Origin of the sequence: Clostridium thailandense, assembly GCF_019207025.1 — a bacterium.
In the GTDB taxonomy this organism is placed as follows: domain Bacteria; phylum Bacillota; class Clostridia; order Clostridiales; family Clostridiaceae; genus Clostridium_AM; species Clostridium_AM thailandense.
Window position 1 is genome coordinate 1 of record NZ_JAEEGC010000227.1, and the last position, 12,658, is coordinate 12,658.

Sequence of the window (12,658 nt, forward strand, 5' to 3'; positions counted from 1 at the left end):
CCTGCGTATAAGTTAAGTGCCGGGCATAGGTGTCTATAATAAGAATTTAAGATCTTAAAAGCTGAGGTTTCAATATACTACTTAATTCAGAAAATGGAATTTTTATTACTGGTATTTCAGATCCTACTGGAGCAATTTCATTAAACCTAAAAAATATAACTAGGTTATCATTATCTAAATAGTAGGGTTGGTCTTTTGCAATTCCTTTAAACTGATTCGTATTTCCATGAATTTTACTTGTAATTAACTTATTTAATGTTCCTATATAGTCTGTATTTGGCTTAAATAAGCTGCCAATAGACATAGATTCTCCAGAGCTAAGATCATAATTGTAAGTTGTCCTTATATAACTACTCCTTCCATTAATATATTGCTGATAGATTATTGAAATGCTTAAAATGTTATTTTTATTATAAGTTATCAGATAAGTATTTGAAATTTCATAATGAGTAATAGGTCTGCCATGCATTTCAGCCTCTTTGGCATTTTCATCTGCAGCGGTTTCCATTTCACTTTTAAATTCTAATATATCGTTATTTATATTTTTATTTATATTGTTAAGGATTTGTGGATTGATCTGTCCATGAAGCACGGGAATTTGTAATGCTTCATGTATTTTGTCATTTTTCATTGAGATATCTTGGGAAGTAACACTTAGGGGGTTAGGAGAAGTTCGCATAGAGAATTGAATACATCTCTGAAAAGGACAAAACTCATTACAGTCTAGGAATGGACATATCATATATATACCTCCTTTACAAGTCTACTTATTAGAATATGCATGTAGTTTGTAAAAAGGTACTTAATTTAAAATATAAAAAACGGTAGTAATATATGAGTGTAAAATATGCCAATTTTAAATATGATTATTGATAAAATTCTTAATAAAATTAAGAAAATTTATATAAAACATAAAAAAATTAGCCTATCAATAATAACACTTTTCATACATGAAAAAAAGTGTTATTATAATGGATGTGAGACAAAAATGTCACAATTATGAGACTGTTTTGTCTCAATTATGAAAGAATGTATACAAGCATGAAAGAAAAGATACAAAATGTAAATGTTTATGAAAACGTATGCAAGTTAAAGCTATATAACTTAGCTATAAAATATATCTTTAACTTAACATAAAATAAATATAAATGGGGGAGAAAACAATGACGGAATTATCTACCAAAGGAAAAGTTAATAATGCCCAAAAGCTTCATGTAAATAAGGGATTATTACTATTCTTGTTACTATTTTTTATAGCTAGTGCACTTATTTTAATACCTAGTATAAATCATAATGTGTCATCAAGTATGTCATTAATTAATTCTGAAGGAGGTAAAGTATATCAAAATTCTTCACAGTATACTACTATTTTTGATACATTAAAATATGAGCGTTCTATTCATATTTTAGCTATGCTGCTTGTAGGGTTTGGTTTTCTAATGGTCTTTGTAAGAAAGCATGGATATAGTTCAATTACAGCAACATTTCTTGTTGTGAGCATAGCTATACCAATGTACGTAATTATAAAAAGCTTTGGAGGAGAAAGTTTTAGTAAACCAACTATAAGCATTGATACTCTTCTATATGCAGAATTTGCTGCAGCAAGTTTACTTATAGCAATTGGAGCTCCACTTGGGCGTTTAAAAATGGATCAGTATGTTATAATGGGATTGTTGTTTGTTCCAGCCTATATATTTAATGAATGGTTATTATTAGAAAGTGGCATATTTAAAGGATTTCTTGATACTGGTGGATCAATTGTTATACATGCATTTGGTGCATATTTTGGATTGGGAGTTATAGCAAATACTTTATCTAGATTTAAAAATGACGAAGCTTGTGAAAATGATTCAAATTCAAATCAATTTTGTCTTTTAGGAAGTATGATATTATGGCTTTTCTGGCCATCTTTTACAAGTGCAATTGTAGCACCAGAGAGAGTTGTTTTAACTGCAGTAAATACAATTTTTGCTCTATGTGGTGCAACACTAGCAACATACATATTTACAAAAATTATTAGAGGTAAGATTGAAATAGAAGATATTGCTAATGCCGCTCTTGCAGGTGGAGTTGCCATAGGTTCCACTTGTGATATGACAACACCTGGATATGCTATGCTTATCGGAATAGCTGCTGGAGCACTTAGTGTAATTGGCTATAGTATTATAGCTCCAAAACTTGAGAAATTTATAAAAGGAACAGATACTTGTGGAATTAATAATCTACATGGAATGCCTGGAATACTTGGAGGTATTGTAGCAGTATTTATAACTGGACAACCTGTAACACAGTTGTCAGGAATAATAGTTACTTTACTTGTAGCTTTTGTATGTGGAAAGATAACAGGAGTCGTTATAAATTTACTTGGCAAAAAGGCTATTCCATATAGTGATAGTGATGAATTTTTTGTTGAGGAAGGAAGTATTGATACCTTAAGTACTTCAGGCTCTTCACAAAAATTAGGATAACGTTATACTGTTTTGAATTTTAAGAAACTGTTCTCGTCCTTATATTATTTATAAGGACGAGTTTTTATAGTGCTGAGGCTTTGAAACATCTCCCGGAGCATAAGTCAACTTTCTGCAGTGTTTTTCTAAATTTATATATTTTGATTTACTCTGTACTTGTGTTGAGGTCTGCCGATTTTCCCATATTCAATAAGTTTTTCTAACTTCTTTTCTTTTTCCATATATTCTAGATATTTTCTAATCGTAACTCTTGCGACTCCAAGAGTTTCAGATAAATCTTCAGCAGTAAAATAATCATCATGCTCTTTTTCGATAAAATTCCATATTTTCTTATAGGTATATTTATTAAAGCCTTTCTCTGGTATATCTGTTTTATCTTCAGTTGTAAAGGTGCTATTTAAAATCATTCTATCTAATTGACTTTGGTCAATAGTTTCCTGACTCTTAAAATTAGCATATCTATCTTTAAACAAATTAAGAGCTTCTTTAAATCTTGTAAAGGTAAAAGGTTTTATAAGATAATCTATGGCGCCAAATCTAAAGGCTTCTTGAACTCTATCTACAGTTTTATCAGCAGTTATAAGTATAACATCAATGAGAACGTCTTCTTGTCTCAGCCATTTCAAAAAATCCATTCCATTTTCTTTAGGTAAATAAACGTCAAGAAGAATTAAATCAACTTTATTTTTTAATATAAAATCTTTGGCATCTTGAAGATTTGTAGCCGCTTTTGCTAAGCTAAAACCTTCAACTTTTCTCAAAAATTTAGAGTTTATTTCTAAAACCATAGGATCATCTTCTATTATCATAACTCGAATCACATTTATCACTCCTTTACATAGGTATACATATATCCCAAGTGGTACCATTATCAATTTTGAAATCGATAGTACCTTTGGCTTCATCAATTATGTTTTTAACTAAGTACATGCCATAACCTCTTTGCCCATCTTTACTTGTAACACCCATATTATAAATTTTATCGCGAATATCGTTTCGAATACCAGGCCCATTATCTCTTAATATAACTTTTAGTGAGTCGCTCTGCTCGTAGATTTTTAGATATATTTCACCACTTCCGTCATTTTTAACTTCATCTAAGGAATTTTCAATAAGATTTCCAAGTATTGAAACAAGTTCTTCGGAGGTTAAATATTTAGGAAGTCTTTTTAATGTGGATTCTTCATCTATAATAAACTTTACTCTTGATTCTTCTGATTTACTATATTTAGCAAGTAAAAGTGCTGCAACAGATATATCTTTTATACTTTTAGTTATTATTGTACTTATATTTTTCTTTTCATTTGCTACATTATTTATAAATTTAAGAGCCTCATCATATTCCTCAAGTTGTATTAGCCCTGAAATAGTATGAAGTTTATTCATAAACTCGTGGTTTTGAGCTCTAAGTGACCATGTGACTTTTTTAATTCCAGTAAGTTCTTCAGCTAATTTTTTTATTTCAGTCATGTTTCTAAAATTAATTAAAAGTCCTATAAGTTGACCTTTCTCATTCTTTAGTGGTGCATACTTAGAAATTATGCTAACACCAGGCTTTACTTTTACCTCTAAATTTTCGATAGTTTCACCACTTTGTAGAACGTAATCAATTCTAGTTCCATAAACAAATTCACTTATGTGTGTACCGATATCTTTATCTTGTAATTCTAATATTTCAGCAGCTTCCTTATTAAAAAGTGTTATTCTGCCTTTTGTATCTAATGAAATAATTCCTTCTTTAATTGTTTCAAGCACAGTTTCCTTTTGCTTTAGTATTAAAGCTATCTCCTCAGGTTCAAGGCCTAAAATTGTCTGTTTAATATTATAAGAAATTAAAATTGCCCCTATAGTACCTAATATAAGTCCTAAAGCTATAAATGGAATGAACTTCTCCATTTTAGCATATACATCATGGTTAAAGTTACCTTTCAGGACACCGACACATACTGCACCAATTTGTTTATTATCTACAAAAATAGGGGCGAAGGCTCTGAAGGATGGACCTAAGCTGCCTGTAGATACAGAAATGTATTCTTCTCCTCTTTTCAAAACTCTTTGTTCATCACCACCTTCAAATTTTTTGCCTATCTTCTCTTTTTGTGGGTGTGACTGCCTTATTCCGTTCATATCCATTACTACTATAAATTGAACATTTACTTTACTTCTGATATTTTCCATTTCATTATTTAACATGTTATTTGATACTTCACCATTTTTACTAAAGTATTCTCTAACAACAAAATTTTCTGCAATTGAACCAGCTAAATCTAACATCCCTTTACTAATTTGTGTTTTTAATAAATCTTTCATTTGATAAAAAGATAGTATAGTTATGCTACCTACAGAAAGAAGCAGAATGCCTACTACAAAATAAGTTATTTTTTGTCTAAGTTTCATTATTCCACCCTCACTAGTTTTAATTATAATTTACAAGTTTATATAAATTTTAAATATAAACAAGAAAAAACTCAATAATAATCTGGGCTGTTGCACTATATAGATAAACACACTAGAAAGTGGACTTATGCGCAGGTATATGTTTCCAAAGCTGAAAGCACATATAAAAACTTTTTAATCAATCTTAGCGAAGTATTTTAGAAAATCTTAGGACTTCTGATATGGTTAAAAGCCTAAATGGCTTTTAACGAGCAACTTATCAAGGCTAATTGATAAGTTGGTCCGTCTTGAGGTATGAGTTTATCAGATGTCCTTAGATGTTCAAAATACTAAGCTTTAGATTGATTAAAAGTTTTTATTGTGTTGAAGCTTGGAAACATATACCGGAGTGTAAGTTAACTTTCAGGGGTGTTTATCTATAAGTACAACAGCCCTATAAAAGATCATTATTATTGTATCAAAATTTTTGGAATCGCTTTTTATCATGCAATAGCTTCGTTATTTAATTTTTTCATTTTATTATTTTTAAGTATTTTAAATACATAAGACACAATGAATGGGCAAAGTATAGCAGATACTACACACGCTGCTGCAACCTGTGCCGTAGCTACTGTTGCTACAACAGCTAATGTTGGGTCCGCTGCCGCAACAGCCGCTGGTGTCGCTACAGCATTTCCTGCAGTTGATCCTGTTGCTAGTCCAATTATAGGCTCTTCCTTAAATAATTTAAGAAGTATAAAGGCTCCTATTCCCGTAAAGGCAGCTATTACTCCTAATAATATACCAGGGCCTCCAGCTTTAACAATAGTTTCAAGATTCATTCCAGCACCTAATGGGAAGGAGAAGAATGGAATTAATAACATTTTACTGCTTCCAAGGAATTTTCTCATTTCAGTATCAAGATTTCCTAAAATCATGCCTATTACTATTGGAACCATTACTGCTACAAGCGCTTTAAAAGGAACTTGAGCAAGTCCCGATGCACCTAATGCAACTAATGTGAAAAATGGACCATCCTTTAAAGACAGTAAAGCATAAGCACCTACGTCAGTTTCATCACCATATTGTGAAGCAAGAGATGCGTATAATCCACCGTTACAATTTGTTAATGCTGAAAGAATCGCAAGTGGTGATAAGCCTAATACTCCAGCAGGTCCAAAAACTTTTCCTACAAATATACCAATGCCAGCACCTACTAAAAATTTTCCGGATATCAATATTGCACCTTTTTTTATTGCCTTTGGTGCTAATTTGAAATTAATTTGTGATCCTATTAAAAACATAAAACAAGCTAAGATTGTTGATGATGCGCTTGAACTGAATAATGCAGTTGTAAAACCACCGATTTTTAAAAACTGTGGACAAAAGGTGTTAACTAATACTCCTAGAAAAAGAGGAACAACCATCATACCGCCTGGAATTTTATCAAGTGTTTTTTTAATTGGAATTTGCATTTTCATACCTCCATTTATTTTTTATTTTATAATCGTGCTACACCAGTTTCTTTAGCTGCTCTAATAATCTCTTCTGCTACATTTGCAGCTACTTTTTTATCTAATGCACTTGGTATTACATTGTTTTCATTTAAATCTTCATCTTTAATGCTGCTTGCTATAGCATAAGCCGCTGCTATTTTCATTTCTTCATTAATTTCTTTTGCTCGACAATCTAAAGCTCCTCTAAATATTCCTGGGAAAGCTAGTACATTATTAACCTGGTTTGGGAAATCTGAACGGCCTGTACCTACTACTCTTGCCCCAGCTGCTTTAGCTTCATCAGGCATTATTTCTGGAGTTGGATTTGCCATAGCGAAAAATATAGAATCCTTGTTCATTGATTTTACCATGTCCTGGCTTACTATTCCTGGAGCTGAAACTCCTATAAATACATCTGCACCTACTAATGCATCTGCCAAATTTCCTTGCATATTATCTGGGTTAGTTATTTTGGCAAGTTCTTTTTTAGCATCATCTACATTTTCTATTCCTCTGTAAAGAATACCAACCTTATCACATGCAATTAGATTCTTTACTCCTGAAGACAGTAATAATTTAGCTATAGCAGTTCCTGCAGCTCCTGCACCATTTATAACAACTTTTATGTCTTCTATTTTCTTATTAACAACTTTTAAAGCATTTATTACTCCTGCAAGAACAACTATTGCAGTTCCATGTTGGTCATCATGGAATACAGGTATATCAAGCTCTTTCTTTAATTTTTCTTCAATTTCAAAACATCTTGGAGCTCCGATATCCTCTAGATTAATTCCACCAAATCCTGGAGCTATAAGCTTTACAGTTTTTACAATCTCATCAACATCCTTAGTATCTAGACATATAGGAAAAGCATCAACATTAGCAAATTCTTTAAACAATATAGATTTTCCCTCCATAACTGGAAGCCCAGCTTTAGGCCCTATATCGCCAAGTCCTAGCACTGCAGTTCCATCTGTAACTACAGCTACTAAATTTCCCTTAGAAGTATATTTGTACACGTTTTCTTCGTTTTGATGAATCTTTCTGCAAGGTTCTGCAACACCAGGTGTATAAGCAAGGCTCAAATCGTCCTTTGTCTCTACCTTTATTTTTGATGTAACCTCAATTTTACCTATATTTTTTTCATGCAATTTTAAACTTTCTTCAAAGTAATTCATTTAAATCATCCTCCCTAATTAATGTTTTGATAACATTTACATCCTGTAATGATATAATATCAGCGGAAGAATAAAATTAAAATATTACGTAAATTTAAAATATATTTTGTTCTTTTAGAAATCTTTGAAGAAAATTTAACAATATTCAGATAATGAGATGAAGCTAGGAAAATTGCAGAGGCAAGGAATAATTTCATAAAACTTTTATAAAAAACGTGATTAATTTACTTTATTAATGATTTCAATTCAGTTACAATATAATTGGGTTTAAGTGAACTTTTGAAGTCTAACAGAAAGAAAGGTGTATCTAACATGAAAATTGATAAATTGTTTTTAAATGCAGGAAAAAATGATGAAGAAGAAAAGCAAAGTTGGATTTCAAAAATAGTAAATGGTAAGAAACCATCAAAAAAAAGTAATTACGGACACTGTAATGCTTACACTTCAGTGGTTTGTCTAAGGTGCGATAAGTGTTGGGGGTACAGCGCTAGGAGCTTAGAAAAATCAAATGAAGAATAGTTAATGAAGTATGTAAAAGCAAGAGGATATATATTCTCTTGCTTTTTCAAGGAAAAAACATCTATTAAAACATATATTTTGAGGGAAGGTGAAATGAATGTCTAAGCATAATAAAACGGTTCTTTTAGCTACTTTTTCATTAGCCTTTGTAGCAATATTTTGGGGAACGAGCTATGCTATTGTAAAAGATTCTTTAAATGATATTAAACCATTTCAATTGATGACTTTAAGATTTGGATTATCGACTATTATATTATCTCTTATATTTTGGAAGAAACTAAAAAAGATAAATAAAAGAGATTTATGTCAGGGGTCGATAATTGGAGTATTTTTGTTTCTGGCATTCTTAACATTAGTAATAGGAATTCTATATACAACTGCTTCAAAGCAATCTTTTTTAGTTGGAGCTTATATAATAATAGTTCCGTTTCTAGCATGGGGAATAAATAAAAGAGTTCCGAATAGATATGAAATTATAGGTGCCCTTATATCAATAGTAGGTATTGGATTATTAACTTTAGACGGGTCGCTTTATATAAATAAAGGAGATGTAATATCCATTTTTTGTTCAATATCTTTTGCTTGTCATATGATCGCTATAGAATATTTCAGCAAAGATTCAGATCCTATAATTTCAACAATAGTACAGTTTGCAATAGGATCAATACTATTTGTAATGCTTACAGGAATATTTGAATCTTATAAAATTAATTTTACGCCTAAAATGATTAAATCTACAGCATATCTTGTAATAGTAACTACTGTAATACCATTTTTAGTACAAAATATAGCACAAAAATATATTTCATCAACAAGTACAGCTCTTATATTTACTCTAGAGTCTGCCTTTGGGGGAATATTTGCTTTATTCTTTTTAAATGAAACAATGACATGTAAAATGATAGCAGGAAGTATTGTTATTTTTTTAGGAATTATTACTGAAGAAACAAAACTGAGTTTTCTAAAGAAATTGAAAAGAACTAAGAGTGATGTTGTTTCAGATACTCATGTTATGTGAAGTAACTCAAAATAGCGTAACTATTTGTTTTACCGTACTGCATTGCAGTACGGTTTTTTAATTGTAAGAAATTCTTAATAATTATATAAGCTATTTTGTAATTTTTAGCATGTAAAATTATACATATAAACAGTTTTTGAAAGATGGTGATGTTTAAATTTATAATCTGAAAGCTTAGAAAGGAGGAAAAAAGATATGTTTAAACGAATATTGAAAAAAGAGAATTCTAAAATTTGGAGGTTATTATGCTTAAACAAAAAGTTTTGATAGTAGATGATGAAAAAGATATAAGAGATGCTATAGAAATTTATTTGAGAAGCAGTGATATAGGAGTGGTAAAAGCAGCAGACGGATTGGAGGCATTAGATATATTAGAACGGGAAAATATACAGTTAATAATACTAGATATAATGATGCCTAAATTAGATGGGATAAGAACTTGTATGAAAATAAGAGAGAGTAGAAATATACCGGTAATAATGTTATCTGCAAAAAGCGAAGATACAGATAAAATATTGGGTCTAAATATTGGAGCCGATGACTATATGACAAAACCCTTCAGCCCATTAGAACTTGTGGCTAGAGTTAAATCTCAGTTAAGAAGATTCCTTTTGCTTGGTAATGCTGATTCAAATGAGCAAAATACAAATAAAGATGAACTATCAATAAGGGGACTAACCATAAATAAAGCTTCAAATGTAGTGAAGGTAGATGGTGAAGAAGTGAAGTTAACACCTTTAGAATTTAAGATAGTACTGTTGTTTGCAGAAAATGTTGGAAGGGTTTTATCAATTAAGCAGATATATGAAAATGTATGGAATGAACCTTTTTATAAAAGTGAAAATACTGTAACGGTTCATATAAGAAGGATAAGAGAAAAGCTTGAAATAAATCCTAAAGAACCAAAATATATAAAGGTGGTGTGGGGAATTGGATACAAGATTGACAAGTAATATTAGTTCTTCTAGGAGCGCTTTTAAATGGAGACTATTAACACAAATAGTATTAGTGGTAATTCTGACTATTTTAACGTTAATTTTTAGCTTTGATTTTTTTATGAATGATAGATTTAATGAGTTAAAAACAAGAAATGCAGCATTGAATCAGCATTTGATTGAAGACTCTTTTTACACAAGTCAAAAATTATATTGTACAACTGGATATCTAGAAAAGCTTAAAAGTGGAGAACTTATTCAGGAGGATATAGAAAGAGATTTTAAGGATGATATGGTTAAATTCGCTCTTATAGATAATAAGAATGGAAAAGTGTATACAAATTATTATAAGGCCATCAATCATACGGAAAGATACATACAACAAAACTCATATTGTTATTATGAGGCAGATAACACATCAACTTTTTCCCCTCTAGTTGAAAAAGATTTAAATCGTGTAGCAAATCTGAAGGCTGCAAAAGATTTTACTGAGTATTATTGGTATGAAAAAACAGACGCGAACACAACTCAGTATATAAGAAAGGTTGTACTTAGACCGATTTATTTTGCAAGAGCAGAAGTATGTTTTCTACTATTATGGCTAGCTGTTGTACCAATATTTATTTTTAAAAAGGTAAGATGGCTGAAGAAAGTTGGTAAAGAAAGAGCAAAGAATGAACTGAGAAATTCAAGATTATATTTTATAATTCTTAGATTAAGAGGATATATATTTAAAATATGTAATGTGAGTTTGTATAGAAAAGTAACGATTTTATGTATTCTTACAATAGTATTAGTAATTATTTTATCAGTTGAAATAAATTTTGATAAATACCCTAATATCATAGTGCCAGGTATAATTTATATACTTATGTACTTTTTGTTAGTTCCATATGTTCTAATTAAAGATGTAACATATTATAATGAAATTTTAAAGGATACTGAGGAAATTGCTAATGGAAATTTCAACTTAACTTTAAAGAAAATAGGAAACAAGGAATTAGATAGGTTATCAGGAAACATAAATTCAATAAAAAAAGGATACAAAAAGGCTCTAGCGGATCATATTAAGAATGAACGTCTTAAATCTGAATTAATATCTAATGTTTCGCACGATTTAAAGACTCCTCTAACATCTATAATAACTTATGTGGATTTACTACAAAGAGATAAAGCCACTAAAGAGGAGAAGGAAGACTATGTTAAAATATTAGATGATAAGTCTAAAAAGTTAAAGGTTTTAATTGAAGATCTATTTGAGGTTTCTAAAATTAATAGTGGAAAATTAGATCTTGTTAAAGAGCAAGTGGACATTGTAGACTTGATTTATCAAGTAGTAGGGGAATGCTCTAGTTATCATGGAGAAAAAAATATAGAGTTTAAAATAAGAAGTTTTCAAAATGAGGTTATATTGTATTTAGATGGAAAACAAATGTCAAGAGCAATTGAGAATTTAGTTTCTAACGCGCTAAAATATTCATTGAGAAGCACTAGAGTATATATTGATATAGATAAACAGAGGGAAGAGGTGCTAATATCCTTTAAAAATATAGCGGCCTATGAAATGAACTTTAATGTAGAAGATATATTCGAGCGTTTTAAAAGAGGAGATGAATCGAGAAATTCAGAGATTGAAGGTTCTGGATTGGGGCTTGCTATTTCAAAGAGTATTGTAGAATTACATGGAGGAAAAATGTATATAGAGAAAGAAGGCGACTTATTTAAAGTATTTATGGCGCTAAAAATATAAACTGTGGTAATATTGTATTAATAGGAGCAAAGAATATAACATGCAGGAGGACATAATATGGAACTTATAAAAGAAAAATTCTTACAAAAATACCACATTTCAGAAGAAAGTATTATAAAAAATGATATAGATTGGGATACTTTGAATGAAATATATATTGACTTTAATAAGTATAGAGAAAGTTATGATACGCAGGCAGGTTTTATTGCAAATACCCTTAGAACACATGAAAAAATACATTCTGTAAAGGCTAGGGTAAAAAATACAGAACGGTTGATTGAAAAAATTATTAGAAAAACTCCTGATAGGAAAGAAAAATACGGTCCAGACTTTAAGTTTACTATTGATAACTATAAAGATCAAATAAATGATCTTATAGGAGTAAGGGTAATACATATTTTTAAGGAAGATTGGGAGGATATTCATAATTTTATACTTCAAACTTGGAATGTCATTGAAATAACTGCTAATGTTAGAGAAGGAGATGACACTAAAAGATTTGAAGAATTAAATATTGAAATTAAATCCAGGAAATCTGGATATCGTTCAGTCCACTATTTAATAGAGTTTTTTCCAACAAATCAACGAGTTATAACAGAAATACAAGTAAGAACAATATTTGAAGAAGGTTATGGTGAAATAGACCATCAACTTAGATACTCTCACAGCCAAATACCAGAAGTGTTAGAGATGAACCTATTATTATTTAACCGCATAGCTGGTAGTTCAGATGAAATGGCTTCTCTAATAAATTTACTTAATAAAAAGTGGACTGAGATGGAAGAGAAATATGAGAATATAATAGAAAAGAAAAATGAACAGATAAAGGAATTAATAAAGAAAATTGAAGAAAAAGAAGAATTAATGGAGAATGATAGGACAGAATGAGTATAGATAACCACGGCCGACATTTAACTT

The 12,658-nt window shown here is 30.2% G+C and carries 11 protein-coding genes; 6 read left to right on the forward strand and 5 right to left on the reverse strand.

The window, feature by feature from the left end; genetic code table 11:
• Positions 1–46 precede the first annotated feature (46 nt).
• Positions 47–742, reverse strand: coding sequence for a PdaC/SigV domain-containing protein (locus tag I6U48_RS28895; protein WP_218323972.1), 696 nt, complete (start codon positions 740–742; stop codon positions 47–49).
• 421 nt (positions 743–1,163) lie between these two features.
• Here I6U48_RS28895 and I6U48_RS28900 point away from each other — a divergent pair, with 421 nt between their 5' ends.
• On the forward strand, positions 1,164–2,468 hold the full coding sequence (locus I6U48_RS28900) for an ammonium transporter family protein (protein WP_218323973.1): 1,305 nt from the start codon (positions 1,164–1,166) through the stop codon (positions 2,466–2,468).
• Positions 2,469–2,599: 131 nt separating this feature from the next.
• Here the strand turns inward: I6U48_RS28900 and I6U48_RS28905 are convergent, their stop codons facing one another.
• The 4 genes from I6U48_RS28905 to I6U48_RS28920 all read right to left on the reverse strand — a co-directional run bounded on the left by I6U48_RS28905 (position 2,600) and on the right by I6U48_RS28920 (position 7,518).
• A complete protein-coding gene (locus tag I6U48_RS28905) occupies positions 2,600–3,289 on the reverse strand; it encodes a response regulator (RefSeq protein ID WP_218323974.1) in 690 nt (229 codons plus the stop codon).
• 13 nt (positions 3,290–3,302) lie between these two features.
• On the reverse strand, positions 3,303–4,865 hold the full coding sequence (locus I6U48_RS28910; RefSeq protein WP_218323975.1) for an ATP-binding protein: 1,563 nt from the start codon (positions 4,863–4,865) through the stop codon (positions 3,303–3,305).
• Positions 4,866–5,347: 482 nt separating this feature from the next.
• A complete protein-coding gene (locus I6U48_RS28915) occupies positions 5,348–6,319 on the reverse strand; it encodes a 2-keto-3-deoxygluconate permease (protein ID WP_218323976.1) in 972 nt (323 codons plus the stop codon).
• 26 nt (positions 6,320–6,345) lie between these two features.
• Entirely contained in the window at positions 6,346–7,518 is a 1,173-nt protein-coding gene (locus tag I6U48_RS28920; RefSeq protein ID WP_218323977.1) for an NAD(P)-dependent malic enzyme, read from the reverse strand.
• Positions 7,519–7,830: 312 nt separating this feature from the next.
• On the opposite strand from I6U48_RS28920, the gene I6U48_RS28925 reads away from it, so the two are divergent.
• The 5 genes from I6U48_RS28925 to I6U48_RS28945 all read left to right on the forward strand — a co-directional run bounded on the left by I6U48_RS28925 (position 7,831) and on the right by I6U48_RS28945 (position 12,628).
• Positions 7,831–8,037 (forward strand): hypothetical protein, encoded by a 207-nt coding sequence (locus tag I6U48_RS28925; protein ID WP_218323978.1) that lies wholly within the window; start codon positions 7,831–7,833, stop codon positions 8,035–8,037.
• A gap of 97 nt (positions 8,038–8,134) precedes the next feature.
• Positions 8,135–9,055 carry a DMT family transporter gene (locus I6U48_RS28930; RefSeq protein ID WP_218323979.1) on the forward strand — a complete coding sequence of 307 codons (921 nt, stop codon included), beginning with the start codon at positions 8,135–8,137 and terminating at the stop codon, positions 9,053–9,055.
• A 245-nt stretch (positions 9,056–9,300) separates the two neighbouring features.
• Positions 9,301–10,008, forward strand: a complete 708-nt coding sequence (locus tag I6U48_RS28935) for a response regulator transcription factor (protein WP_218323980.1) — start codon at positions 9,301–9,303, stop codon at positions 10,006–10,008.
• Entirely contained in the window at positions 9,986–11,740 is a 1,755-nt protein-coding gene (locus tag I6U48_RS28940) for a sensor histidine kinase (RefSeq protein WP_218323981.1), read from the forward strand. Before I6U48_RS28935 ends, I6U48_RS28940 begins: the two co-directional genes overlap by 23 nt.
• Before the next feature lie 57 nt (positions 11,741–11,797).
• The gene (locus I6U48_RS28945; RefSeq protein ID WP_218323982.1) at positions 11,798–12,628 is read left to right on the forward strand and encodes a RelA/SpoT domain-containing protein; all 831 of its coding nucleotides are present in this window, start codon (positions 11,798–11,800) and stop codon (positions 12,626–12,628) included.
• Positions 12,629–12,658 lie beyond the last annotated feature (30 nt).

Excerpts from the sequence above, each read along its gene's own strand:
- I6U48_RS28910 (WP_218323975.1), bottom strand. The coding sequence starts at position 4,865 with ATGAAACTTAGACAAAAAATAACTTATTTTGTAGTAGGCATTCTGCTT.
- I6U48_RS28925 (WP_218323978.1), top strand. The coding sequence starts at position 7,831 with ATGAAAATTGATAAATTGTTTTTAAATGCAGGAAAAAATGATGAAGAA.
- I6U48_RS28915 (WP_218323976.1), bottom strand. The coding sequence starts at position 6,319 with ATGCAAATTCCAATTAAAAAAACACTTGATAAAATTCCAGGCGGTATG.
- I6U48_RS28930 (WP_218323979.1), top strand. The coding sequence starts at position 8,135 with ATGTCTAAGCATAATAAAACGGTTCTTTTAGCTACTTTTTCATTAGCC.
- I6U48_RS28935 (WP_218323980.1), top strand. The coding sequence starts at position 9,301 with ATGCTTAAACAAAAAGTTTTGATAGTAGATGATGAAAAAGATATAAGA.
- I6U48_RS28920 (WP_218323977.1), bottom strand. The coding sequence starts at position 7,518 with ATGAATTACTTTGAAGAAAGTTTAAAATTGCATGAAAAAAATATAGGT.
- I6U48_RS28895 (WP_218323972.1), bottom strand. The coding sequence starts at position 742 with ATGATATGTCCATTCCTAGACTGTAATGAGTTTTGTCCTTTTCAGAGA.
- I6U48_RS28945 (WP_218323982.1), top strand. The coding sequence starts at position 11,798 with ATGGAACTTATAAAAGAAAAATTCTTACAAAAATACCACATTTCAGAA.
- I6U48_RS28900 (WP_218323973.1), top strand. The coding sequence starts at position 1,164 with ATGACGGAATTATCTACCAAAGGAAAAGTTAATAATGCCCAAAAGCTT.